The organism is Klebsiella sp. P1927 (genome assembly GCF_018204675.1).
Classification (GTDB): domain Bacteria; phylum Pseudomonadota; class Gammaproteobacteria; order Enterobacterales; family Enterobacteriaceae; genus Klebsiella; species Klebsiella pneumoniae.
In genome coordinates, this window is the sequence record NZ_CP073377.1 from 1,994,166 (window position 1) to 2,019,207 (window position 25,042).

Consider the following 25,042-nt stretch of genomic DNA (forward strand, 5'->3'; position numbering starts at 1 on the left):
GGGAGCATGACCTCGTCACTAATGACGATGACGCAGAGCGCCGACGTCAGACGCTCTGCGGGAGTAAAACGCGGCTAGGCGAGAGGGCGGCAGCGGTCGAAGTGCGATTCGCTCAGGCCGACGTCGCGCGCGGCGGCGCAGATAGCCTGCCAGCTGCCGGCATCCAGCGGGATCCCCTGCGCCAGCCGCGCTTCGCGGTTGGCGGCCTCCCATTCGCCGGGCGCCAGCACCGGGGCATCGGCATCGTGCGGCGACTGCTTACACCATGCGATAAAGGCCTCCGTCTGTGCCTGGCTGTCCGGGGCATCGAACGCGTCCGGGCGCAGGATCACCGTAGTCATGCAGTTAAAGATGGCGTCGACGCTGGTCTGCAGGCTCTCCTGATGGGTGGTTTGCCCGCCGGAGAGCGCGCCGCCGAGCACTTCGCACAGCGTCGCCAGGGCATAGCCTTTGTGCTGGGCGAAGGTGAGCAGGGCGCCCAGCGGCGAGGTCTGCATCACCGCCGGGTCGGTAGTGGGTCGACCCTCGGCGTCAATCAGGCAGCCGGGGGCCACGGCTTCGCCTTTATGCCAGGCGACGCGGGTTTTACCAAAGGCGATGGCGCTGGTGGCGTAGTCCAGCAGCAGCGGCGGATGGCCCGCGCGGGGAAACACCACGCACAGCGGGTTGGTGCCGAAGCGGCTGTCCTTCCCGCGGAACGGGGCGACCATCGGGTCGCCGATGACGCTGACGAAGTGAATGGAGATCAGCCCGGCGGCGGCGCACTGTTCGGCCCAGTAGCCGATGCGACCGACGTGATGCGCATTGCGCAGGGCGATAGCCGCCATACCATGCTGCTTCGCCTTTTCAATGCCTAACTGCATCGCTTCGTGGGCGACCACCTGGCCGAAGCCGGCGTTGCCGTCGAGGGTGACCACGGCGCCGGCGTCTTTGGTCACCGTGGCGTGGCGGTTGAGCTGCAGAAAACCACCGGCGTGGGATTTGACGTAGCTGGGGATCATCCCGACGCCGTGGGAGTCATGCCCGGCAAGATTGGCGGCGATCAGATGGTCCGCGACGAGGGTGGCTTCCCCTGGGGTACTGCCGAGATGGGTAAACAGTGAGACGACAAACTGATGCAGATCCGTCGCCAGAAAGCGGTGTCCTGTAGGCACTGATTCTCTCCTGTAGTCTGTTGTTATTTTGTTATGTTTGCCGTTTTATGCTGCGCCGCCCGGCGCAGAAGGTCAAGGGCGGCGTCTCCCGGCGACATGCCGCTGCGCCAGCGCCTGCGCATACGACAGACGATAAAAAACCGGGCCGGGATCGCGTTTTAATTAACGCCATAAACACCACATTTTTAAATTCTGCCAGTGTCACAAAAGCCAGAAAAAAGCCATCCCCGTCGTTGCAAGGGGAGCTGATACCACTATATGTTAAATTTGTGTTTATTAATTGATGATTAAAGGTTGGTATCATGTATAAGAAAATAAGTGGTTTAGTGGTTTCACTGACGGCCGTTTTCGCCTGTGCCGCCTGGGCGGAGGTGCCTGCGGGCTATCCCGCGGATTATCAAAAAACGATTGATGCCGCCGTAAAAGAGGGCAAGGTGGTGATCTATTCCACGACCGATACCAAAGCGGCCGGGCCGTTAATTAAGGGATTTGAAGCGCAATACCCGGGCGTCAAAGTCGAATATAACGACATGAACAGTACTGAGCTGTATAACCGCTATATCAGCGAACAGGCCGCCGGGGGCGGCAGCGGGGATGTGGTGTGGAGCTCATCGATGGATACCGCGCTGAAATTAGCCACCGAATACGCCGAACAATATGCCTCGCCGGAGGTGAAGCAATTACCCGACTGGGCGGTCTGGCAGCAAAAAGCCTATGGCACTACCTATGAGCCGGTGGTGTTTATCTATAACAAACGGCTGATCCCGCAGAATGAGGTTCCGGATTCGCATACCGCGCTGGCAAAACTTATCGCCAGCCAGGCCGATAAATTTAAAGGCAAAGTCACCACCTACGATATCGAAAAATCGGGCCTCGGCTTTATGCTGGCGGTACAGGACAGCCAGGCCGACGCGAACTATTTTGCCGACCTGGCGAATATCGCCAAAGGCGGCCTGACGGTGCAGTCTTCCACCGGCACAATGATGGAGCGCGTCTCCTCCGGCGAAAACCTGATCGGCTATAACATTCTTGGCTCTTATGCCGAAGCGCGGGCGAAAAACGATCCCTCTTTAGGTATTGCCTATCCGAAAGATTACGTGCTGGTGCTCTCCCGCGTCTCGTTTATTAGCCAGGAGAGCGAACATCCCAATGCGGCAAAATTGTGGCTCGACTATGTCTTGTCGGAAAAAGGCCAGCAGATCCTCGCCAGCCAGGCGGATATTCCCTCAATTCGTCGCGATATTGCAGGTAAAAATGATATCGATGGTATGACCGCGCTGTTGGGCAAAGCGTTAAAACCGATCCCGGTCAACGAAACGCTGCTCGATTATTTACAGCCGCAAAAACGTCTGCAGTTTATTAAACAATGGCGCAGCGCCGCCGCGAAATAATCCTCCTTTGGGGCATCGCCGATGCCCCTTATTCACACCCGGCGGGTTTATTCACCTGACCGAAGGGATGAACCATGAACGTATTACGCAGAAAGTGGCAGGGGCTGCCGCGCGGCGTGGTGGTGTGCATCACGGCGCTGGTGATTTATGTCCCGCTGTTATTTATTGTGGTGCAGAGTTTTCTCTCGGCACCGTTCTTTTCCCGCTCCAAATCGTGGAGTCTGGAAGCCTTCGCCTTTATTTTTACCGACCCGGATTTTTATCTGGCATTAAGGTCAGGTTTTATTCTGGCCTTTGGCCTGGTGATTATCGCCATTCCGCTGGGCGGTATTTTGGCGTTTCTGATGGTGCGCACCGATTTACCCGGCCGGCGGATCATTGAGCCGCTGATCCTGGTGCCGATCTTCGTCTCGCCGATGGTGCTGGGCTTTGGCTACGTGGTGGCCGCCGGGCCGGTAGGCTTCTTTTCCCAGTGGGCGCAGCAGCTGATCGGCTTTGTGCCGTGGAATATCTACTCGATGTTCAGCATTGTGGTCATCGCCGGCTTAACTCACGTTCCGCATGCCTATCTCTATATCTCTTCGGCGCTGCGCAGCGTCGGCTCCGACGTGGAAGAGGCGGCGCGCACCGTCGGCGCCACGCCGCTGCAGGTGATGACCTCGGTGAGTCTGCCGATGGTGCGGCCATCCATTCTTTACGCCTGCGTGTTGCTCTTTTTCCTCGGTCTGGAAGTCTTCGGTCTGATGCTGGTGCTGGGCGACCCCGAGGGCAACATGGTGCTGGCGACCTATCTCTACAAGCTGACTAACAAGCTCGGCACCCCCTCCTACCATCTGATGGCGGCGGTGGCGGTGGTGCTGATCTGCATCACCATCCCGCTGGTGATGCTCCAGCGGCGGCTGATGCGCACCGCCAACCGCTTTGTCACCATGAAGGGCAAGGCGTCCCAGGCGCGGGCGCTGCCGCTGGGCAAATGGCGCTGGGTGGCCGGGGCGGTGGTGGTGGCCTGGCTGACGGTGACCATCGGCGTACCGCTGCTCGGCGTGGCGCTGCGCGCTTTTATCTCCAACTGGGGCGTCGGCGTGTCGCTGTGGGATGAGCTGTCGCTGGCGACGTTCCACAATATCTGGCAGCAGCCCAACCTGCTGCGGGCGATCGTCAACTCGATGGCTATCGGCATCATCGGCGGCGCGCTGGCGGTGATCTGCTATCTGTTTGTCGGCATCGCCATGCACCGCAAAGCGGACAACGTCACCCGCTTTCTCGACTACAGCGTGCTGGTCCCGCGCGCGGTACCGGGGCTGCTGGCCGGCCTGGCCTTCCTGTGGGTATTCCTGTTTGTACCGATGTGGCTCGATCAGTCGCTGAAGCACGGCTGGCTCTCGGCGCTGCCGGTGGCCGACTGGCTGCGGGAGCACCTTATCGTGCAGCTGCGCGCCCTGCGCAACACCATCTTCAGCGTCTGGCTGGCCTACACCGTGGTGTGGATGGCCTACGGCCTGCGGCTCATCTCCTCGACGCTGCTGCAGGTGGGCCCGGAGCTGGAGGAGGCGGCGCGTAGCACCGGCGCCTCGCGGGGGCAGATCACCCGCCACGTGACCGTTCCGCTGTCGCGCTATGGGCTGATTGGCTCCTGGCTGCTGATGTTCCTGATCTTTGAGCGCGAGTATTCCACCGGCGTCTATCTGCTGTCGCCGGGTACCGAAACCATCGGCTCGATGCTGGTGTCGCTGTGGGCGGCGGGGGCCATCGATATCGTCGCGGCGCTCTCCTTTATCAATATTCTGCTGGTGGTGATTGGCCTGGGTATCGCCCTGCGCTTTGGAGTGAAATTACATGATTGAGTTATCGGTAGAAAATCTGCATCTCACCTATGGCGATAACCCGGTGTTGAAGGGGGTGTCCATGACGCTCGGCCGGGGGGAGGTAGTATCGCTGCTGGGGCCTTCGGGAAGCGGCAAAACCACGCTGCTGCGGGCGGTGGCCGGGCTGGAAAAACCGACGAGCGGACGGATCGCCATCGGCAACCGCACGGTGTACGACGGCACGCCGCGCAGCGAGATCCCGGCCGAAGAGCGTAACCTGGGCCTGGTCTTTCAGTCCTATGCCCTGTGGCCGCACAAAACGGTGTTCGACAATGTGGCCTATCCGTTGAAGCTGCGTAAAGTCGCCGCCGGGGAGATAAAAGAGCGGGTGCAGCGTGTGCTGGATCAGCTGGGGCTGGGGCACCTTGGCAACCGCCATCCGCACCAGCTCTCCGGTGGCCAGCAGCAGCGGGTGGCCATCGGCCGGGCGCTGGTTTACAACCCGCCGGTGATCCTGCTGGATGAACCGCTCTCCAACCTTGACGCCAAGCTGCGCGAAGAGGCGCGGGTGTTTCTGCGCGAGCTGATCATTAAGCTGGGCCTGTCGGCGCTGATGGTCACCCACGATCAGAATGAAGCAATGGCCATCTCCGATCGTATTTTGCTGCTGAACAATGGCGTCATTGAGCAACAGGGGACCCCGCAGGAGATGTACGGCAGCCCGGCGACGCTGTTCGCCGCTGAGTTTATGGGCAGCAATAACCGCCTGCACGGCAAAGTGATGGCGCTGGAGAACGGCAGGGCGCGGATCGAAGGCGCCAGCTGGAGCCTGTGGGGGCGAGCGGGCGAGGGGGTTAGCGTTGGCGAGCCGGCGACGGCGGTGATCCGCGTCGAGCGCCTGCAACTTGACGGCGCCGCGCAGGATAATAGCCTCCAGCTACCGCTGCTGACCAGCATGTACCTCGGCGACCGTTGGGAGTACCTGTTCCGTACCGAAGGCGACGACTTTCCGCTGCGCGCCTACGGAACGGCGCTGCGCGATGCCGAACACTGCCATCTGACGCTCCCGGCGGAGGATGTGTGGATTTTTCCGCAGCGGTAGCCGCCCGTTACCCCGCCAGATGGCACACGGCTTCAATATTGTGTCCGTCTGGCGCAATCACAAACGCGGCGTAGTAACTGGCGTGGTAGTTTGGCCGTAGCCCCGGCGCGCCGTTGTCCTTTCCTCCGGCGGCCAGCGCCGCCTGCCAGAAGGCATCGACCTGCTCGCGGCTGTCGGCGCGAAAGGCAATGTGCAGCGGCGCCGGTTTTTCCGCACTTTGATAGAGGCATAGAGAAGCATCGCCGCTGCCGGCCAGCTCTGCGCCGTAGCTCGGTTCGCCTTCGCCGACCAGCGTTACGCCAAGCGGGGCCAGGGCCTGCAAAAAGAACGCTTTGCTGGCGGCATAGTCGCTAACGCCGAATTTCACATGATCGAACATATCTTCTCTTCTCCTGTGGATGGGATATCACCAGCTGAAGGCGCTAGCCGGACAATAGATACAAGATAGTTAACAACGGTTATTAACTTTTTTAACAGCTCAAAATGTTTAATTATTCCTAATACGAGTATTTACAGACGTTTAATCTGCCATGTACCATAAACAAAAAATAACATTTGTGATACAAGTCACTCTTTTTTGGCGCATGGGTAAGCTCAGCGCGGTGTGAATGCCGCTGGTTTACCGCCTCAAGGTTATGGCAGCACTCTTCTCACGATGACAGACCGGTGAATTTCTCTCCGATTTTCCGCGTTTCGTTGAGAATCGTCTACTATCCAAACGATAACCCTATAAATGATATCGCCTCTGGCGATGTTTTATCCGACTTGCCGGGCCGGGCCAGACGCTAAGCGGTTTAAAAGCGCAATGGTATCGGTTCCAGCACGACATTCACTGGTTTTGTCAGCGACAAAAACAGTAATTTTCAATGACAGGAATGTGATGATGTCGAGCGAGAAAACCAACAATTCCAGGCGTGATTTCCTGGTGAAATCGATGGCGCTGATCCCGACGGTGGTGATCGGCGGCGCGGGAGCAGGGGCTATTGGCGTGGCCACCAGCGCGACCGCGCAGGCGGCCCCCGCTTCAGAGCCAGCCTCCGGGAACACCGCGGCGGCCAGCGACTGGAAGCCGCAGTTCTTCAACGATCGTGAGTGGGCGTTTATCAACGCCGCCGTCGCTCGCTTAATCCCGGCGGATGAACTCGGTCCCGGTGCCAAAGAGGCCGGCGTCCCGGAGTTTATCGACCGCCAGCTCAATACCCCTTACGCCACCGGCTCCATCTGGTATATGCAGGGGCCCTTCAATCCCGACGTGCCGAAAGAGATGGGTTATCAGCTGCCGTTGGTGCCCAAACAGATCTATAACCTCGGGATCGCCGACGCCGAGGCGTGGTGTCAGGACAAATATCATAAAACCTTCGCTGAACTGAGCAGCGAGCAGCAGGACGAGGCGCTCGGCCTGTGGGAATCGGGTAAAGCCGAGTTCAAACAGCTGCCGGCCTCGCTGTTCTTCACCTATCTGCTGCAAAACACCCGCGAAGGGTTCTTCAGCGACCCGATCCATGGCGGCAATAAAGGCATGGTCGGCTGGACGCTGATTAATTTTCCCGGCGCGCGCGCCGACTTTATGGACTGGGTTGAACGGGGCGAACGCTACCCCTTCCCGCCGGTATCAATTAATGGGGAGAGGGCGTAATCATGGCCACCGTATTGAAAAAAACCGATGTCGCGATCGTCGGCTTCGGCTGGGTTGGGGCGATCATGGCCAAAGAGCTGACCGAAGCGGGCCTCAACGTCGTCGCGCTGGAGCGCGGCCCGATGCGCGACACCTGGCCGGACGGCGCCTATCCGCAGGTGATTGATGAGCTGACCTACAACATCCGCCGCAAGCTGTTCCAGGATCTATCGAAAAGCACCGTCACCATCCGGCATAACACCAGCCAACAGGCGGTGCCCTATCGCCAGCTGGCGGCCTTCCTGCCGGGTACCGGCGTGGGCGGCGCCGGGCTGCACTGGTCCGGCGTCCATTTCCGCGTCGATCCCATTGAGCTGCGGATGCGCAGCCACTATGAAGAACGCTACGGCAAAAACTTCATCCCCCAGGATATGATCATCCAGGATTTCGGCGTCACCTACGACGAGCTGGAACCGTTCTTCGATAAAGCGGAAAAAGTATTCGGTACCTCCGGGACCGCCTGGTCGATCAAAGGCAAGGTCGTCGGCAAAGGCCGCGGCGGCAACGCCTTCGCCCCGGACCGCTCGGACGACTTCCCGCTGCCGGCGCAGAAAAACACCTGGTCGGCGCAGCTGTTTGAAAAAGCGGCGCTGGAAGTGGGGTATCACCCCTATAACCTGCCGTCGGCCAACACCTCCGACTCCTATACCAACCCCTACGGCGCGCAGATGGGCCCGTGCAACTTCTGCGGTTTCTGCAGCGGCTACGCCTGCTACATGTACTCTAAAGCCTCGCCGAACGTGAACATTCTGCCGGCGCTGCGCCAGGAAAAACGCTTTGAGCTGCGGACCAACGCCAACGTGCTGAAGGTCAACCTGACCGACGACAAATCCCGCGCCACCGGCGTGACCTACGTCGACGGCCAGGGGCGCGAAATGGAACAGCCGGCGGACCTGGTGATTATCGGCGCCTTCCAGTTCCACAACGTGCACCTGATGCTGCTCTCCGGGATCGGCAAACCGTACAATCCGGAGACCGGCGAAGGGGTGGTGGGGCGTAACTTCGCCTACCAGAACATGACCACCATCAAGGCCATTTTCGACAAAGACACCTATACCAATCCGTTTATCGGCGCGGGCGGCAACGGCGTCGGCGTCGACGACTTCAACGCCGACAACTTCGACCACGGCGCGGCGGGCTTTGTCGGCGGTTCGCCGTTCTGGGTCAACCAGGCCGGGACCAAGCCCATCTCCGGTTTCCCGGTACCGCCGGGCACCCCGGCGTGGGGCAGCAAGTGGAAAGCGGCGGTGGCCGACACCTACACCCATCACCTGTCGATGGATGCCCACGGCGCGCACCAGTCCTATCGGCAGAACTACCTCGATCTTGATCCGAACTACAAAAACGTCTTCGGCCAGCCGCTGCTGCGCATGACCTTCGACTGGCAGGAAAACGACATCAAGATGGCGCAGTTTATGTTCGATAAGATGGCGCCGATCGCCAAAGCGATGAAGCCGAAATATATCCTCGGCAGCCCGAAAAACGCCAACAGCCACTTTGATACCACCACCTACCAGACCACCCATATGAACGGTGGGGCGGTGATGGGGGAAGATCCGAAAACCAGCGCCGTGAACCGTTATCTGCAAAGCTGGGACGTGCATAACGTCTTCGTCATCGGCGCCTCCGCGTTCCCGCAGGGGCTGGGCTACAACCCAACCGGCACGGTGGCCGCGCTGGCCTACTGGTCAGCGAAGGCGATCCGTGAGCAGTATCTGAAAAATCCGGGTCCCCTGGTGCAGGCATAAAGGAAGGCAGATGATGAAAATGCAATGGTTATCGGCCCTGGTGCTTGGGGCATTGAGCTGCGCGGCTTTTGCCGAAGAGGCGCCTGCGGACAGCAATCTGATTAAGCAGGGGGAGTATCTGGCGCGGGCGGGGGACTGTGTCGCCTGCCACACCAACGGCAAAGCGGGGAAACCTTTCGCCGGCGGTTTGCCGATGGAGACGCCGATCGGCACCATCTACTCCACCAATATCACGCCGGATAAAGAACACGGCATTGGCGGGTACACCTTCGAAGAGTTCGACGACGCGGTGCGCAAGGGCGTGCGGAAAGACGGTTCCACGCTCTATCCGGCGATGCCGTATCCCTCGTTCGCGCGGATCAGCGAAGCGGACATGCGCGCCATGTACGCCTACTTTATGCACGGCGTGGAGCCGGTGAATGTCGCCAACAAGGACACCGACATCCCATGGCCGCTGTCGATGCGCTGGCCGCTGGCGTTCTGGCGCGGCATCTTCGCCCCGACTCCGAGCGACTTTGTCGCCAACCCGCAGGTTGACCCGGTGCTGGAGCGCGGCCGCTATCTGGTGGAAGGCCTGGGCCACTGCGGCGCCTGTCATACCCCGCGTAGCCTGACGATGCAGGAAAAAGCGCTCAGCGAAAGCGAAGGCGATGATTACCTGGCGGGCAGCAATGCGCCGATTGACGGCTGGGTCGCCTCCAGCCTGCGCGGCGAAAACCGCGACGGTCTGGGGACCTGGAGCGAAGCCGAGCTGGCCGAGTTCCTCAAAACCGGACGCAACGATAAATCGGTGGTCTTCGGCGGCATGAGCGATGTGGTGGAGCATAGTCTGCAGTATCTCTCTGATGATGACATCACCGCCATCGCTCGCTACCTGAAGTCGCTCCCGCCGCGCGGCGGCAAACAGACCCCAGCCCCGGTGGAAGACAGCGTGGCGAAAGATCTGTGGAAGGGTAACGACAGCAAAACCGGCGCCGCGCTGTACGTCGATAACTGCGCCGCCTGCCACCGTACCGACGGCGCGGGCTATAAACGCGCCTTCCCGTCGCTGAAGGGCAACCCGGTGGTACAGACGGAAGATGCCACTTCGCTTATCCACATCGTTCTGACCGGGAGCACCACGCCGGCGGTGAAAGATGCGGTCTCCAACCTGACCATGCCGTCGTTCGGCTGGCGCCTGGACGACCAGCAGGTGGCCGATGTGGTCAATTTCATCCGCACCAGCTGGGGCAACAACGCGCCGGCGGTCAGCGCCAGCGATGTGGCGAAGGTGCGTAAGGAGACCGCGGCGCACGATGAGAAGGCGTTAGGCAACGCCGATATCTCGAAGCTGCCGGGGGCCGGACAGTAACCGTCAGGGTTGCGTCGCCCGCGCGGCGCAACCCATACTTAGCGACGACGTAAAATACTGTCTGAATCAAGGAGTTTGCCTTCATGCTGCATGCAGAGCGACTGACCTGCATCGTTGACGATCGACCGCTGTTTGCGGCGCTGACGCTGTCCCTCGCTGCCGGCGAGCTGCTGCAGGTCGCCGGTGATAACGGCGCGGGGAAAACCTCGCTGCTGCGGATCCTCTGCGGCCTGGCGCGCCCGGAAAGCGGGGTGGTGAGCTGGCAGGGCCTGCCGCTGGCGAAGGTCCGGGAGTCATTTCACCGTCAGCTGCTGTGGCTGGGCCATAAACCCGGCGTTAACGCGGCGCTGACCGCCGATGAAAACCTGCGTTTCTTCTTTCCGGCCAGCCGCCTTCAGCAGCGGGAAAGCGCCCTCGCCGCCGTCGGCCTGGCGGGCTATGAAGATCTCCCCTTGAGCCAGCTCTCCGCCGGGCAGCAGCGTCGGGTGGCGCTCACCCGCCTGTGGTTAACCGACGCGCCGCTGTGGATCCTCGATGAGCCGTTCACCGCCCTCGACGCCACGGCGATGGAAACCCTGACCCGTCGCCTGGAGCAGCACGCCCGGCAGGGGGGATGCGCCATCCTCACCACCCACCAGCCGCTGCGGCCGCTGGGCTGTCCGTTGCGCACCCTGCGCCTCGGCGGCGACGCTGGAGGCGGGCAATGATGTGTGCGCTGTTGGCCCGGGAACTGCGCCTGGCGTGGCGCAGCGGGGCGGAGATCCTCAATCCGCTCTGGTTCTTTCTGATCGTCATCACCCTGTTTCCGTTCGGCGTCGGCGCCGCGCCGCAGCTGCTGGCGCAGATTGCGCCGGGCGTGGTGTGGGTCGCCGCGCTGCTGGCGGCGCTGCTGGTGATGGATCGGTTGTTTCGCGACGACTGGCAGGACGGTTCCCTGGAGCAACTGATGCTCCTGCCGACGCCGCTGGTGGCGGTGGTGCTGGTGAAGGTGGTTGCCCACTGGATGATGAGCGGCCTGCCGCTGCTGATCGTCTCGCCGCTGGCGGCGCTGCTGCTGGGGATGAGTCTGCATGACGCCGGTGTGCTGGCGCTGACCTTGCTGCTCGGCACCCCGACGCTCAGTTTTCTCGGCGCGGTGGGGGTTGGCCTGACGGTCGGCCTGAAGCGCGGCGGCGTCCTGCTGAGCCTGCTGGTGCTGCCGCTGGCGGTGCCGCTGCTGATTTTCGCCACCGCGGCCTGCCAGGCGGCGGCCGCCGGGCTCCCGGTCAGCGGCTATCTGGCGATGCTGGCGGCGTTCTTAACCGCCAGCGCCACCCTGTGTCCGTTCGCCACCGCCGCTGCGCTGCGGCTGACCGTGCGATAACTCGCTGCGCCTGCGGGCGCGGCCATCATAACCGTGTGAGTAAGCGTCTATGTGGAAAGCGTTACATCAACTGGCGATCCCCGAGCGGCTGTACCGCCTGTGCGGATGCTGGATCCCCTGGCTGGCGGCGTTGAGCGCGCTGTTGCTGGTCATCGGCCTGGGGTGGGGCTTTGGCTTCGCCCCCGCGGACTATCAGCAGGGGGAAAGCTACCGGATCATGTACCTTCACGTCCCGGCGGCGACGTGGTCGATGGGGCTGTACCTGGCGATGGCCGTCGCGGCCTTCGTCGGGGTGGTCTGGCAGATCAAAATGGCCGATCTGGCGATCGCCGCCCTGGCGCCGGTGGGGGCGGTCTGCACCCTGGTGGCGCTGGTCAGCGGCGCGGCATGGGGCAAGCCGATGTGGGGGACCTGGTGGATCTGGGACGCCCGCCTGACCTCAGAGCTGGTGCTACTGTTTCTGTATGCCGGGGTCATCGCCCTGTGGCACGCCTTTGACGACCGGCGGCTGGCCGGGCGCGCGGCGGGGATCCTCGTGCTGGTCGGGGTGGTCAATCTGCCCATCATTCATTACTCGGTCTACTGGTGGAACACCCTGCACCAGGGCTCGACCAACCTGCAGCAAACCATCGACCCAAGCATGCGTCTGCCGCTGCGGATCTGCATCTTTGCCTTCCTCACGCTGTCGGTCACCCTGACCCTGATGCGCCTGCGTAACCTGATCCTGCAACTGGAGCGCCGTCGACCGTGGGTGGTGGCGCTGGTGAATAAAGGAGCCGCCCGATGAGCCCCGCCTTTTCGTCTTTCGCCGCCTTCCTGAATATGGGCGGCTATGCCGTGTACGTCTGGCTGGCGGTGGCCGTGGCCGTCGCCGCCTTTGGCCTGCTGACGGTGCATACCCTGTGGGCGCGGCGGGCGCTGTTCCATGAGGTGCGACGCCAGCAGGCGCGCGAGCGGCGGATCGCTGCCGCCCGCGAACATGACAAGGAGGCCGCGGATGCAAGCGCGTCGTAAAACCCGGCTATATATCGTGCTGGCGGTGCTCGCCGGCCTCGGGCTAACCGTCAGCCTGACGCTGTACGCCCTGAGTAGCAATATCGATCTGTTCTACACCCCGGGGGAAATTATCTACGGCAAAACGGAAACCCGGGCGCTGCCCCATACCGGGCAGCACCTGCGGGTGGGAGGCTACGTTCAGCCGGGCTCCCTGCAGCGCGACCCGCAAACCCTCGACGTGCGCTTTAAGCTGTATGACGCCCGCGGGGTGGTGGACGTCAGCTATAAGGGCATTTTGCCGGACCTGTTTCGTGAAGGGCAGGGCGTGGTGGCCCAGGGCGTACTGGACGGCGAGCGGCATATTACCGCCCAGCAGGTGCTGGCCAAACATGATGAAAATTACACGCCGCCGGAGGTGAAAAACGCCATGACGCCGGAGAAAACGGGGGCGCAGCCATGATGCCGGAACTGGGCAACTTTTTATTGTGTCTGGCGGCGGGGCTGGCGCTGCTCCTGAGCGTTTATCCCCTGTGGGGCGCGGCGCGGCAGGATCGGCGGCTGATGGCCCTGGCCCGGCCGCTGGCCTGTGGGCTATTCGCCTGTATCGGCGGCGCCTTCCTGCTGCTGGTGCACGCCTTTGTGGTCAATGACTTTACCGTCCGCTACGTGGCGGAAAACTCCAACAGCGCGCTGCCGGTGTGGTATCGGGTGGCGGCAACCTGGGGGGCGCACGAGGGCTCACTGCTGCTGTGGGTTCTGCTGCTCAGCGTCTGGACCTTTGCCGTCGCCATCTTCAGCCGCCGGATGCCGCTCGACGCCGTCGCCCGGGTGCTGGCGGTGATGGGGATGATCGCCTTTGGTTTCCTGCTGTTTATCCTCTTCACCTCCAATCCGTTCAGCCGCGGCCTGCCGCAGTACCCCATTGATGGTCGCGACCTCAATCCGCTACTGCAGGATATCGGCATGATTTTCCATCCGCCGATCCTCTATATGGGTTACGTCGGCTTCTCGGTGGCCTTTGCCTTCGCCATCGCCTCGCTGCTGGCGGGCCGGCTGGATACTGCCTGGGCGCGCTGGTCGCGTCCCTGGACCCAGGCGGCATGGATGTTCCTCACTCTCGGCATCGCGCTGGGCTCGGCGTGGGCATACTACGAACTGGGCTGGGGCGGCTGGTGGTTCTGGGACCCGGTGGAAAACGCCTCGTTTATGCCGTGGCTGGTGGGAACCGCGCTGCTGCACTCCCTGGCGGTGACCGAAAAGCGGGGCAGCTTCCGCGCCTGGACGGTGCTGCTGGCCATCGCCGCCTTCTCCCTGTGCCTGCTGGGCACCTTCCTGGTGCGCTCCGGGGTGCTGGTTTCGGTGCATGCCTTCGCCTCGGATCCGTCGCGCGGGCTGTTTATTCTGGTACTGCTGATTGTCGCCATCGGCGGATCGCTGCTGCTGTACGCCCTGAAGGGTGGCCGGGTGCGGGCGCGGGTGGAACATACGCTGTGGTCGCGCGAGTCGTTCCTGCTTGGCAACAATATCTTGCTGATGGCCGCGATGCTGGTGGTGCTCCTCGGAACGCTGCTGCCGCTGGTGCATAAAGAGCTGGGCCTCGGCAGCATCTCCATCGGCGAGCCGTTCTTCAATACCATGTTCACCGCCCTGATGGCGCCGTTTGCGCTGCTGCTGGGGCTGGGACCGCTGATCCGCTGGCGGCGCGATGACGTCGCCAGGCAGATTAAGCGCCTGATTATCGCTCTGCTGGTGACGTTGTCACTTTCTCTGGCGCTGCCGTGGCTGCTGCAGGACCGTATCACCGCCATGGCGGTCATAGGCCTGATGATGGCCCTGTGGGTGCTGATCTTCGCCCTGCTGGAGGTTCACGAACGGGCCACCCACCGCCACGGTTTCTGGCGCGGCCTGCGCGCCCTGACCCGCAGCCAGTGGGGGATGGTGCTCGGTCACGTCGGCGTGGCGGTGACCGTTATCGGCATCACTTTCAGCCAGAACTACAGCGTGGAGCGCGATGTACGGATGCGTCCCGGCGACAGCATCGATATCCACCGCTATCACTTTGTGTTTAACGGCGTGCGCAATATCGTCGGCCCCAACTGGACCGGCGGCGAAGGCATTATCGCCGTGACCCGCAACGGCCGCCCGGAAGCGACGCTGTATGCTGAGAAGCGCTTTTACACCGCCAGCCGGATGATGATGACCGAGGCGGCGATCAGCGGCGGGCTGACCCGCGATCTGTACGCCGCGCTGGGGGAAGAGCTGAGCGACGGCAGCTGGGCGGTGCGTCTGTACTATAAACCGTTCGTTCGCTGGATCTGGTACGGCGGGGTGCTGATGGCCCTCGGCGGTCTGTGCTGCATGCTCGACCCGCGCTACCGGATGCGTAAGAAGCTGCAGGAGGCCTCATGAACCGGAAGCTACTGTTTATCCCGCTGGTGCTGTTTCTGGCGCTGGCCGCCGCGCTGTTCTGGCAGCTGATGCGCAACGCCGATGGCGATGACCCGACGACCCTCGAGTCGGCGCTGATTGGCAAACCGCTGCCGGAATTTCGCCTTGAAGCGCTGAATACCCCCGGTCAGACGCTGGACCGACGGACGCTGATTGACGGCAAGCCGCTGCTGCTCAACGTCTGGGCCACCTGGTGTCCAACCTGTCGCGCCGAGCATCAGTTTCTCAACGGCCTGGCGCAGCAGGGCGTGCGGGTGGTGGGGATGAACTACAAAGACGATCGCCAGAAGGCGATGAGCTGGCTGCAGCGCCTGGGTAATCCCTACAGGCTGAGCCTCTACGACGGCAACGGCATGCTTGGTCTGGATCTCGGGGTCTATGGCGCGCCGGAGACGTTTCTCATCGACGGTCAGGGCATTATCCGCTGGCGGCACGCCGGCGACCTGAACGAACGGGTGTGGCGCGAGGAGCTCCAGCCGCTGTGGGATCAATACAACCGGAGGGCGGGTTGATGAGAGGGGTAATGGTCATCCTGCTGGCGCTGATGCTGACCGGCCAGGCGTGGGCCGCCATCGATACCTGGCAGTTTAAGGATGAGGCCCAGGAGCAGGCCTTCCGCGAGATCACCTCCCAACTACGCTGCCCTAAATGCCAGAACAACAGCATCGCCGACTCAAACGCGATGATTGCCGCTGATATGCGGCAGAAGGTGTACGAGCTGATGCAGCAGGGTAAAACGAAAGGGCAGATCGTTGACTATATGGTGGCCCGCTACGGTCATTTTGTCAGCTATGAGCCGCCGCTGACCGCGGGCACGGTGCTGCTGTGGCTGGGACCGGGGTTGTTCGTGCTGGCGGGCGCGGGAGTGATTATCGCCCGCGCCCGCCGTCGCGACATTCCTGACGCGGCACTCACCGCCGAAGAGCGCCAGCGGCTGGCGGCATTATTGCAAGAAGGAAAAGAACGATGAGCCTGTTGGTGGTTATCGTCGCGCTGCTGCTGGCTGGCGCGCTGGGGCTGCTGTACTTCCCGTGGTCGGGCAAAGGGGCGGTAGACCGCGATGCCCTCAACCGCGCCCTGTACCAGTCGCGCCTGCAGGAGCTGGCGCAGGAGCGCGGCGAGGACAACCCGGCGCTGGTCGTCGAGCTGCAGCGCACGCTGCTGACGGATATTCCGCCCCAGGCACAGTCTGGCGAACGGCCGCTACGCCGCTGGGCGCTGCTTCCGGGCGCGCTGCTGCTGGTGGTCCTGAGTCTGGGCCTGTATCTGAAAACCAGCGATATTGGTCAGGTGCTGCTCTGGCAGCAGGCTGAACGACATTTTCCTGCGCTGTTGCAGCAGGTTAAGGACCCGACGGCGGCGCCGCTGCGAATGGATGAGCTGGCGGAGCTGCGGCTTGGCCTGCGCAGCCACCTGCAGGATACTCCGAACGACCTCGCCGGCTGGCAGCTGCTTGGGCGGCTGGGCCTGTTGTTAAACGATGGCGAGACGGCGATCGGCGCCTTTGGCCGGGCGCATGCTCTGGCGGCGGACGACCCGGCAGCGGCTTTCGATTACGCCAGCGCGCTGGTGCGGGCGGGAGATAGCGGTCAGGTTCGGATGGGCGAGCTGCTGCTGCGTGACCTGCATCAGCGGCAGCCGAACAGCCTGCCGGTGCTGGAGATGCTGGCCCTGAGCGCGGTGCGCAATGAAGATTACCCCGAGGCCGTGGCGGCCCTGCAGGCGTTGCTGGCCCGGCTACCGGAAGGGGATGCGCGGCGCGAGGCGATCGTCCGCCAGCTGGCGCAGGCGCAGCAGCAGGCGCAGTAACTGCCCGGCGGCGCTGCGCTTGCGCGGGCCTACGAAGGGCGCGAATAGAGCGCCAAATCGCGGGTAGCCTTTGTAGGCCGGGTAAGCGAAGCGCCACCCGGCAACATGTTGGGCTCGGAGCCTGATTTCTTGCCGGAGACGGTTATCGGTTTTCCTGGTTCTCAGCCCGGGAAAGCGTTTCTCACGCGTGACTTCAGCGTACTCTGTGCTCCCGCTTCGTGGTGCTGCACCTGGTTCTCCGTGGCGCAGGGAGCGTCATGGAACGGCAACGACTGCCGTACGGTTCTCTCTCCCTCCGGAAGAAGGCCTGGGTGAGGGAAAGCACTGCCGGGAAGTCTTTTATGTTATCTGTGGCTTCAGCGTATTTTGCGCTCCCGGTTAATCTTCTGCGTTATGCCTGGCATGGCGCAGGGAGCGCACAGGGGGCGGCCAGTCGCCGCCGCCCCCTGTACCCCCGGGCTCCGGCCAGCAAAATCGCCGCTACGCGGTCCCTTCGACTTATCCCTGCAGGCTTCGGGTCGGGCCGAGGCAGCGTCCGTGCAAAACACGGCCCTCAGCCCGCATCCATGCGGGCTGCCCCGGCCTTCCGGGAACGTCTCAGCGATTTTGAGGCCGCAACACCGGCAGTTTCAGCAACAATGGTGAATAAATTAACGACAAGTCGCACGGACCGTAGGCCGGGTAAGTCGCAGCCGCCACCCGGCACAAAACCGGCTCCGCACCCGCTGCCCTTGCCCGGCGGCGCTACGCTTGCGCGGGCCTACGAAGGGCGCGAATTGAGCGCCAAATCACCGGGTCGGGTAAGGCGTAGCTGCCACCCGGCAAAAATACGGCACCAGAGCGTAGCCCGGATAAGGCGCCATACGCCGCCATCCGGGATTTTCTCTGCTGGCGCTGTCATGCCGCTGACGCGGCTTTCAGAAGCCTCTCGATGTTGTAAGTGTACGAATGCTATTCCAGAATTTCATGTCTGCTGTGTGCCAGGAGCGGACGTTGCCGCCTCACTCAAATTTGATGGGTATGCTTTAGAATTTTTATGGTAGATGTAAATGGTTCGCAGAATAAAACGTACAAGGAAAAGGTATGAAGATCAGACTTGCTGTGCCTGTGGAGGCAGAAGAATGCTGGAACATTCGAAATCAGGCTATACGTTACGGATGTAAGAGTAGTTATGATGATGCGGTTATTGCAGCCTGGACACCGGAAAAAATGCCTGAGAGCTACAGGAACGCCATTGTAGTGAATCCTTTTTTCGTTGTTGCTGCCCCTGATGGCAGACTGTTAGCTACAGGCTATCTTGATCTATCTACAGGAAGTATTGAGGCTGTATTTACGCTACCTCAATATACAGGTAAAGGTTTAGGTAGTCAGATTATTGAAGCCATCAAAAGTGAAGCTCGTGGACGTGGTTTTGAGCAATTGACTTTGTCCTCAACACCTAATGCCCAGACTTTTTATGAGAAACATGGTTTCAAACTTATGCAGGAAAGCATGTATCCCTCTGCCTTGGCGCAGGCTGAACTGCGCTGCATGGAAATGTCTATAAATCTCCTGGGATAGTGGTTCGCTGTCTAATCGCAATGATCAATATGCCCAGTTACCACTGCAGGTAGATCTTAAAAGCTTCAAAATTAACGTCCGCTCTTTGCACCGCCCGGACCTTGCTGAGCATGAATTTCTTCTGTCCTCAAGTGTGGAAGTGGCTAACAACATTCTGTATGAATCGCAATGTGGAGTGTGCCAAAGGAGCCAAGCTGGCAATCAGGCAGAGCATGGGATTACGCTAGGGACTAAGTTAATCAATCCTGCCATCGCAACACTAGATTAGCGTCAAGAAACGCTTTAGATTGCCGACATATACATTTAGCGTTATTCCTGAAAATAAACAAAATGGATTGAGCCGAATGAAAGAACTTTCACTTCTTGTTCCACTGGTGTTTACTGCGCCGGTACAGGCTTCTGAAGTCACGGTAGGTCAGATTTGCAAGGCGGCTTCTGCTGCGATGTTTGGCCGTGACCATAAGATCATGCAACTGGATAAAGTGGAATCAGGTATTGCCTACGTACATTATATCCGACAGAACGATGGCACCCGTTGGGCAATAAAGTGTAAACTTATAGGTGATCAGGTTATGTGGGCATCTGATAACCCTGACAGCACCGGTCGCTGGCGGGATGATCCTGCGGACAGTACAGTCAAATATTCTATTGATGGTAAAAAAATAATTATTACCGAGCTCTATACTGACGGTTCCAGTACCACGAACTCTTATCCCTTGATGCAGCTAAAATGACTTTGACCTGCTCTCCGTTGATTACGACACCTCAATGTTAGTAACGTAGTTGTGGGCGTGGCAAATTTCCGCTCCTCGCTCATGGCGGACCTTTGGCTCATCTGGTTTGTCCGCTCAATGCCAGGAGCAGGAAGAGCTGGCATCACTATGTAACACTCAACGCGGCGCGAGCCAGTCAGTCAGCTAGCGAGTTTTTGTAGGCCGGGTAAGGCGCAGCCGCCACCCGGCAAAAATACGCCACAAGAGCGGCACAACAGCGTAGCCGGGATAAGGCGTCACGCACAGCTATCCGGGATCCTCCCTGCTGGCGCTATGTTCAGCCGCTTCCGGGTTAAGTTCCCCGGTGTCGCAGAAATGACTGAAGAATCTCCCCCTTAGCATCAGCAGCAAGCTGCCGCTAAGCCCGCGGAGAACACCCTCTTAACGTCGCAACCGCGGTAGATCCCGAACACAGAAGTCAAAAAGGATTAGCTGAACGTCTTCAGCGCGGGACGCGAATAAATGCTAATCACTTGAGGGTGTTAGCTCGGTCATGTTCCCCGACGAACCGGATAGCGCTGCTGGCAGCTGGCAAAAGAATCGTTGATATACTCGCTCAGCTCCCACTAGTCCTGATAGCGAAACGACCCCGGGAATGGATGTGGTACGAAGCGCCTGGTAAGTAGGTCAAAGGGATTGCAGCTGAAGACGCGGTATTCACTGATCATTTCATCTGGCAGCCTGTCACTCGCACCGTTGGTAACGTGAAGATTCATGGTTAATTTTGGAATTCGGACGATTTATGCAAGCTATCAGACTATTCACCCTGATTCTGCCATTGTTCCTGGCACTCTGCGCCGGTATACCGGCCAGCGCCAGCACACCTTCAGGCAGCATTTCCTCTGCAAACACAGCAATTACCACTCATGATAATAACGGAAACCTCCTGCCGAATGCTCTGCGGATTCAGTATGATGTTGATTCAGATGGCAGAGTTCAGAATGTAAAGATACTGGAATCGACAACGACTCCGGAGTTTGAACATAAAATCATCGAGAAAATGATGAGTAAATGGCGCTTTGAAAAGGGGAAACCGGGAATAGCTAAAAGAGTAGTCGTCATGAGCCAACCCAAATCAACCGGCGGTCCCGCGAATAAGCAGTAAGCACTTTTGAGGATTAGTCGCCTGACGCATCATCTACGCCGGTAAAGTCCCTTGGGTGCCATGAGCAGACCTTTTAAAGGCTCATAGAAAAAACAAGCGGAGTGTTCGCCTGTTAATTTTACATCCTGGCTTTATTTATAGATTATGGAATTCTATATGTTCTGAAAAGGATCTATCCATGAGTGTCCTCTTTCCACCCAGGCTGGCTCCAGGAGATGTTATTGGTGTAACCGCTCCCTCTGCTGGCGTACCTGAACATCTGCATCCCAGACTGGAACTCGCCATAAAAAACCTAAAGAAAAGAGGTTACCAGGTCCGCGAAGGACGCTGCTTACGCTCGCAGCACAAAAATAAAAGCGCCACTAAATTTTCCCGCGTTGAAGAATTAATGTCTTATCTTACTGACCCAGATATAAAAGCTGTTATGCCACCTTGGGGCGGTGATCTGGCGATGGAATTGCTTGATTTGATTGATTTTGATCTGTTGTCCCGGTCTAAACCAAAATGGTTTGTGGGCTTTTCAGATCTGAGTACACTTCATTTCCCACTGACGACGATATCGGGCTGGGCTACTTTGCATGGGCCAAACCTCATGGATCTTGGCGCTCAAAAGTTAGATGCCACCACTCAGGCCGTATGGGAAATTCTGGAATCGAATCGGGGAACTGTAATCAAACAGTACTCTTCAACAGCATTTCAAGCGGATGAAAATCAATGGGGAACAGCGTCAGACGGAGGTTTCAATCTGACCCAAAAAACACAGTGGAAACGCCTTGATGGTGTTACATCTTCTCTGACATTTAGCGGGAAACTGATCGGCGGCTGCCTCGAAATAATATCCAGGTTAGCAGGTACACCATTCGGGAATGTGCCCTTGTTCAAGGCGAGCAATAGCCCTCAAGGAATAATCCTCTATTTTGAAAATGTGGAAATGGCTCCCTGTGAATTAACACGCGCATTATTTAGCTTACGATTACAGGGTTGGTTTGATAACTTAAATGGTGTTCTTATCGGCAGAAGTGCTGCACCCGACGTAAGCGACCCGACTAAACATAATTATCTGGATGCCCTTAAAGCCGCTTTTGAGAATATTGCCGTGCCCGTACTGTATGATGTTGATATTGGCCACATACCTCCTCAAATATCCCTGGTCAATGGAGCCGATGCGACGGTATTTTTCGCTGAAAATGGTAGCTGGGTAACTCAGCAGTTGTAGATAAGGCAGTATTAATCACAAAGGCGGGCCTTGCTGTTCTTTTGCACTAAAGATCCGCTCTTCGTTCAGAGCGGATCTTCAGTGCAGTTAACTTTTCCGATTCGTGCAAGGAGCGGACAATGGTCCGGATTAATTTCTGTTAATAAAGAAGCAAGTCGGTCCATATACTCTCCATAATTTGCAAAAAATAAATCAACAAACCTCTGTCAGAATTTCCTTTCTGAACCGGAGGTGTTATGAACAAAATAAACTATCAAATCAAATACATTGAATATTTGTTAAGAAAATGCAGAACAATTTTGACTAATGACATTTCATTTCATGCAGACAGGTTAAGAGAAATATCTGGCACATATCCGGATTTACTCAACCCTGTAACGCTTAATGAGAAAATTTGCCATCGCATTTTATTTATCCACAACCCATTTTATACATTGCTTGCTGATAAACTTCTGGTCAGGCAGTATGTTGAGAAACGGACTAATTTAATTAAGCTTATTCCTTTAGTAGGTGTTTATAATAGAGTTGATGATATTGATTTCGACAAACTTCCCTCAAAATTTGTTTTGAAATGCAATCATGATAGTGGTAGCGCGGTCATATGCACGGATAAAACGAATATTGATCCCGCTAAGGTTAAAAGCAAATTAAAACTATCTCTTAAAAAGAACATGTATTATACGACCCGAGAATGGCAGTATAAAAACATACCACCCGTGATCCTATGCGAAATGTATCTGGATCTATTTTCCAGTAAACACCAGAATATAACTCCGGAAATGATAAGAATACATTGCTTTCACGGTGTGGCATGTTTTATCGAGGCCGACTTTACTGACAGCGATGGAAACGAATTCATTAACGTTTATGACAGAGCGTGGAATTTACAACCCTTTCAGATGGAATACCCAAACACGCCATTGCCGGTTGATGAACCAGAATCATTTCATAAATCCGTTATTGCCGCCCAGGACTTAGCAAAAGAAATAGACTACTGCCGCGTCGATCTTATGCTAAAAGGAGATGATATCTATTTCAGCGAAATAACATTAAGTCCCAAAAGAGGCAAACTTAAAATCACCCCATCAATTTGGGACGCAAAACTCGGCAGTATGTGGGATCTGTCTCTTGCTAAAACAGGTTCGATCGAGCCTGTGTATTCATGCCCTTAAACAGGCCATGAGAGTTTGAAAAGTGAGCCATTTTCTGGTGTTAAACTATAGCTAACGTCTCCACCGTGGGCGCACATAATGGCTTTAACTACCGACAACCCTAAACCACAGCCCTCTGGATTAATATTTTTGGCGTATTCTCCTCGCTGAAAAGGCTGGAATAAGGACTTCTGGAGTTCTTCAGGAATTCCAGGTCCTTGGTCCTGAACGATAATAAAATTATCGTTTCCTGTAATACCATTCTTTATTAACAGCGTTTGTGATGTGGAGTATTTTAAGGCATTGTCAAAAAGAACGGTGAGGCACTGAATTATGGGTTGCTATCTACCTGGCTTTACCTTGTGCATTCAATTAATGAAAAAGTAGAATCAACATTACCCTCATCTTTACTGATTCGTGTTTTGATAATCATTACAGCATTATCATTTATTATTCAGAAAAAACCTGGAGTTTTTAAAAACTTCATTGCAATAACATTCGGTCTGGTTTTAGTGTTTATACACACCATCATTGTATTACATCTGCTTTTGAATACTTTTCCAGATATCTATGATTTTGTTTTTTATTATGAATTTTTTTTAATGGTTTTCTTTTGCGGACTACCTTTATGTTTATGTATAAGAATGGTTTGATATTATGCAATGTCAATATGATACATAACCTCAGGAGTGAGTACACATATCCTCCATAAAACATCCATTCACGATTGACATCATCACGTTACACTTAGCACATGGATTTATGACTGCTCTGTTCTGCTGTCTCGTTTCACTTAGGGAAGGTGCGAATAAGCAGGTCATTTCTTCCCAAGCTGACTCGCTGATTAAAATTTCGCGGATCTGGGCCGATTTTTTTCCCGCAAACACATCGAATCAGCCTATTTAGGCTATTTTTTCCACCATTTCTGGCGTTATTTCCGGTTTTTACTGAGATCTCTCCCACTGACGTATCATTTGGTCCACCCGAAACAGGTTGGCCAGGGTGAATAACATCGCCAGTTGGTTATCGTTTTTCAGCAGCCCTTTGTATCTGGCTTTCACGAAGCCGAACTGCCGCTTGATGATGCGAAACGGGTGCTCCACCCTGGCACGGATGCTGGCTTTCATGTATTCGATGTTGATGGCCGTTTTGTTCTTGCGCGGATGCTGCTTCAAGGTTTTTACCTTGCCGGGACGCTCGGCGATCAGCCAGTCCACATCCACCTCGGCCAGCTCCTCGCGCTGTGGCGCTCCTTGGTAGCCGGCATCGGCTGAGACAAATTGCTCCTCTCCATGAAGCAGATTACCCAGCTGATTGAGGTCATGCTCGTTGGCCGCGGTGGTGACTAGGCTGTGGGTCAGGCCACTCTTGGCATCGACACCAATGTGGGCCTTCATGCCAAAGTGCCACTGATTGCCTTTCTTGGTCTGATGCATCTCCGGATCGCGTTGCTGCTCTTTGTTCTTGGTAGAGCTGGGTGCCTCAATGATGGTGGCATCCACCAAAGTGCCTTGGGTCATCATGACGCCTGCTTCGGCCAGCCAGCGATTGATGGTCTTGAACAATTGACGGGCCAGTTGATGCTGCTCGAGCAGGTGGCGGAAATTCATGATGGTGGTGCGATCCGGCAGGGCGCTATCCAGGGATAATCGGGCAAACAGGCGCATGGAGGCGATTTCGTACAGGGCATCTTCCATGGCACCGTCGCTCAGGTTGTACCAATGCTGCATGCAGTGAATACGCAGCATGGTCTCCAGCGGATAGGGCCGTCGGCCATTGCCCGCCTTGGGATAAAACGGCTCGATGACTTCCACCATGTTTTGCCATGGCAGAATCTGCTCCATGCGGGAGAGGAAAATCTCTTTTCGGGTCTGACGGCGCTTAGTGCTGAATTCACTATCGGCGAAGGTGAGTTGATGGCTCATGATGTCCCTCTGGGATGCGCTCCGGATGAATATGATGATCTCATATCAGGAACTTGTTCGCACCTTCCCCAGCAAAAATGAGACATTCTACAGACGGCTGAATAATCGCCTTGAGAAAGAGGTCGATTATGTTAATAAGGCGTCTTTTGGTGCTCTTAAGCGACATTATGACACACTTGCTCGTCTGCGCGTGGTGTTATCCGACAGAGAGGCATGGGGATATTTATCAATAGGCCTTCTGGTTTCTGCTCTCTTTTCCATGACCATTATCAGGATGAGCATGGAATCCGGAATTAATGCCGGACATATTTATTCCGTCATGACCTATATGTGGATGTTTGCAACAAGCCTTGATGACGCACCACAACTTCTTGAGAAATTTTCCCAGCTCAGGGATATCGGTAAACGGGTTTCGACTGACGATGAGACCTCTTTATCAGGAAAACCATGCTGAACTTTTACCCTTTGTA

The 25,042-nt window shown here is 57.5% G+C and carries 24 protein-coding genes and 2 pseudogenes; 22 read left to right on the forward strand and 4 right to left on the reverse strand.

From position 1 onward, the window contains the following. Positions 1-74: 74 nt before the first annotated feature. A complete protein-coding gene (locus KB892_RS10070) occupies positions 75-1,154 on the reverse strand; it encodes a malate/lactate/ureidoglycolate dehydrogenase (RefSeq protein ID WP_004148647.1) in 1,080 nt (359 codons plus the stop codon). 302 nt (positions 1,155-1,456) lie between these two features. Between KB892_RS10070 and KB892_RS10075 the strand changes: the two genes are divergently transcribed. From KB892_RS10075 to KB892_RS10085, 3 genes are all read left to right on the forward strand, one after another. Further along, positions 1,457-2,545, forward strand: a complete 1,089-nt coding sequence (locus tag KB892_RS10075; protein WP_002908297.1) for an ABC transporter substrate-binding protein — start codon at positions 1,457-1,459, stop codon at positions 2,543-2,545. Between the two features lie 74 nt (positions 2,546-2,619). Continuing rightward, positions 2,620-4,389, forward strand: a complete 1,770-nt coding sequence (locus tag KB892_RS10080) for an ABC transporter permease (protein ID WP_002908294.1) — start codon at positions 2,620-2,622, stop codon at positions 4,387-4,389. After that, positions 4,382-5,452 carry an ABC transporter ATP-binding protein gene (locus KB892_RS10085; protein WP_004200198.1) on the forward strand — a complete coding sequence of 357 codons (1,071 nt, stop codon included), beginning with the start codon at positions 4,382-4,384 and terminating at the stop codon, positions 5,450-5,452. The genes KB892_RS10080 and KB892_RS10085 overlap by 8 nt, the downstream gene beginning before the upstream one ends. A 7-nt stretch (positions 5,453-5,459) precedes the next feature. Here the strand turns inward: KB892_RS10085 and KB892_RS10090 are convergent, their stop codons facing one another. After that, a complete protein-coding gene (locus KB892_RS10090; protein WP_002908289.1) occupies positions 5,460-5,831 on the reverse strand; it encodes a VOC family protein in 372 nt (123 codons plus the stop codon). Positions 5,832-6,332: 501 nt separating this feature from the next. On the opposite strand from KB892_RS10090, the gene KB892_RS10095 reads away from it, so the two are divergent. From KB892_RS10095 to KB892_RS10175, 17 genes are all read left to right on the forward strand, one after another. Further along, positions 6,333-7,088 (forward strand): gluconate 2-dehydrogenase subunit 3 family protein, encoded by a 756-nt coding sequence (locus KB892_RS10095; protein WP_004175724.1) that lies wholly within the window; start codon positions 6,333-6,335, stop codon positions 7,086-7,088. Positions 7,089-7,090: 2 nt separating this feature from the next. Beyond that, positions 7,091-8,875 carry a GMC family oxidoreductase gene (locus tag KB892_RS10100; protein ID WP_002908285.1) on the forward strand — a complete coding sequence of 595 codons (1,785 nt, stop codon included), beginning with the start codon at positions 7,091-7,093 and terminating at the stop codon, positions 8,873-8,875. A 10-nt stretch (positions 8,876-8,885) separates the two neighbouring features. Then, positions 8,886-10,226 carry a c-type cytochrome gene (locus KB892_RS10105; RefSeq protein ID WP_004217197.1) on the forward strand — a complete coding sequence of 447 codons (1,341 nt, stop codon included), beginning with the start codon at positions 8,886-8,888 and terminating at the stop codon, positions 10,224-10,226. Positions 10,227-10,309: 83 nt separating this feature from the next. After that, positions 10,310-10,933, forward strand: a complete 624-nt coding sequence (ccmA, locus tag KB892_RS10110) for a cytochrome c biogenesis heme-transporting ATPase CcmA (protein ID WP_004200196.1) — start codon at positions 10,310-10,312, stop codon at positions 10,931-10,933. After that, entirely contained in the window at positions 10,930-11,589 is a 660-nt protein-coding gene (gene ccmB / locus KB892_RS10115; RefSeq protein WP_004200195.1) for a heme exporter protein CcmB, read from the forward strand. The genes ccmA and ccmB overlap by 4 nt, the downstream gene beginning before the upstream one ends. 49 nt (positions 11,590-11,638) lie before the next feature. After that, entirely contained in the window at positions 11,639-12,376 is a 738-nt protein-coding gene (locus KB892_RS10120) for a heme ABC transporter permease (protein ID WP_004200192.1), read from the forward strand. Beyond that, on the forward strand, positions 12,373-12,603 hold the full coding sequence (ccmD, locus tag KB892_RS10125) for a heme exporter protein CcmD (protein ID WP_002908220.1): 231 nt from the start codon (positions 12,373-12,375) through the stop codon (positions 12,601-12,603). The genes KB892_RS10120 and ccmD overlap by 4 nt, the downstream gene beginning before the upstream one ends. Then, positions 12,587-13,045 (forward strand): cytochrome c maturation protein CcmE, encoded by a 459-nt coding sequence (ccmE, locus tag KB892_RS10130; RefSeq protein ID WP_004200190.1) that lies wholly within the window; start codon positions 12,587-12,589, stop codon positions 13,043-13,045. Before ccmD ends, ccmE begins: the two co-directional genes overlap by 17 nt. Then, the gene (locus tag KB892_RS10135) at positions 13,042-14,994 is read left to right on the forward strand and encodes a heme lyase CcmF/NrfE family subunit (protein WP_004200188.1); all 1,953 of its coding nucleotides are present in this window, start codon (positions 13,042-13,044) and stop codon (positions 14,992-14,994) included. The genes ccmE and KB892_RS10135 overlap by 4 nt, the downstream gene beginning before the upstream one ends. Further along, positions 14,991-15,545, forward strand: a complete 555-nt coding sequence (locus KB892_RS10140) for a DsbE family thiol:disulfide interchange protein (protein WP_002908216.1) — start codon at positions 14,991-14,993, stop codon at positions 15,543-15,545. Before KB892_RS10135 ends, KB892_RS10140 begins: the two co-directional genes overlap by 4 nt. Positions 15,546-15,556: 11 nt before the next feature. Further along, positions 15,557-16,003, forward strand: a complete 447-nt coding sequence (locus tag KB892_RS10145; RefSeq protein WP_004200187.1) for a cytochrome c-type biogenesis protein — start codon at positions 15,557-15,559, stop codon at positions 16,001-16,003. Beyond that, positions 16,000-16,842, forward strand: coding sequence for a c-type cytochrome biogenesis protein CcmI (ccmI, locus tag KB892_RS10150; RefSeq protein ID WP_004200186.1), 843 nt, complete (start codon positions 16,000-16,002; stop codon positions 16,840-16,842). Before KB892_RS10145 ends, ccmI begins: the two co-directional genes overlap by 4 nt. Positions 16,843-17,925: 1,083 nt before the next feature. Beyond that, positions 17,926-18,402, forward strand: a complete 477-nt coding sequence (locus KB892_RS10155; RefSeq protein WP_004189563.1) for a GNAT family N-acetyltransferase — start codon at positions 17,926-17,928, stop codon at positions 18,400-18,402. A gap of 344 nt (positions 18,403-18,746) precedes the next feature. Then, complete coding sequence (locus KB892_RS10160; RefSeq protein ID WP_004200184.1) at positions 18,747-19,136, forward strand: hypothetical protein; 390 nt, start codon at positions 18,747-18,749, stop codon at positions 19,134-19,136. Positions 19,137-19,917: 781 nt separating this feature from the next. Next, positions 19,918-20,280 carry a TonB family protein gene (locus KB892_RS10165; protein ID WP_004200182.1) on the forward strand — a complete coding sequence of 121 codons (363 nt, stop codon included), beginning with the start codon at positions 19,918-19,920 and terminating at the stop codon, positions 20,278-20,280. Between the two features lie 178 nt (positions 20,281-20,458). Then, a complete protein-coding gene (locus KB892_RS10170) occupies positions 20,459-21,496 on the forward strand; it encodes a S66 family peptidase (protein ID WP_004200181.1) in 1,038 nt (345 codons plus the stop codon). Positions 21,497-21,732: 236 nt separating this feature from the next. Continuing rightward, on the forward strand, positions 21,733-22,668 hold the full coding sequence (locus tag KB892_RS10175; protein WP_004200180.1) for an ATP-grasp fold amidoligase family protein: 936 nt from the start codon (positions 21,733-21,735) through the stop codon (positions 22,666-22,668). Here the strand turns inward: KB892_RS10175 and ccrB are convergent. After that, positions 22,665-22,982 (reverse strand): annotated as a pseudogene (gene ccrB / locus KB892_RS10180) (HAMP domain-containing histidine kinase CrrB); the annotation flags it as partial. The gene KB892_RS10175 and the pseudogene ccrB sit on opposite strands and share 4 nt — an antisense overlap. On the opposite strand from ccrB, the gene KB892_RS10185 reads away from it, so the two are divergent. Then, positions 22,950-23,300, forward strand: coding sequence for a colistin resistant protein CrrC (locus KB892_RS10185; RefSeq protein ID WP_062955029.1), 351 nt, complete (start codon positions 22,950-22,952; stop codon positions 23,298-23,300). The pseudogene ccrB and the gene KB892_RS10185 sit on opposite strands and share 33 nt — an antisense overlap. A gap of 291 nt (positions 23,301-23,591) precedes the next feature. Here KB892_RS10185 and KB892_RS10190 read toward each other — a convergent pair whose 3' ends face one another. Beyond that, positions 23,592-24,572, reverse strand: a complete 981-nt coding sequence (locus tag KB892_RS10190) for an IS5-like element ISKpn26 family transposase (protein ID WP_000019473.1) — start codon at positions 24,570-24,572, stop codon at positions 23,592-23,594. Between the two features lie 55 nt (positions 24,573-24,627). On the opposite strand from KB892_RS10190, the pseudogene KB892_RS10195 reads away from it, so the two are divergent. Then, positions 24,628-25,026: pseudogene (locus KB892_RS10195) on the forward strand (ABC transporter six-transmembrane domain-containing protein); the annotation flags it as partial. Between the last annotated feature and the right edge of the window lie 16 nt (positions 25,027-25,042).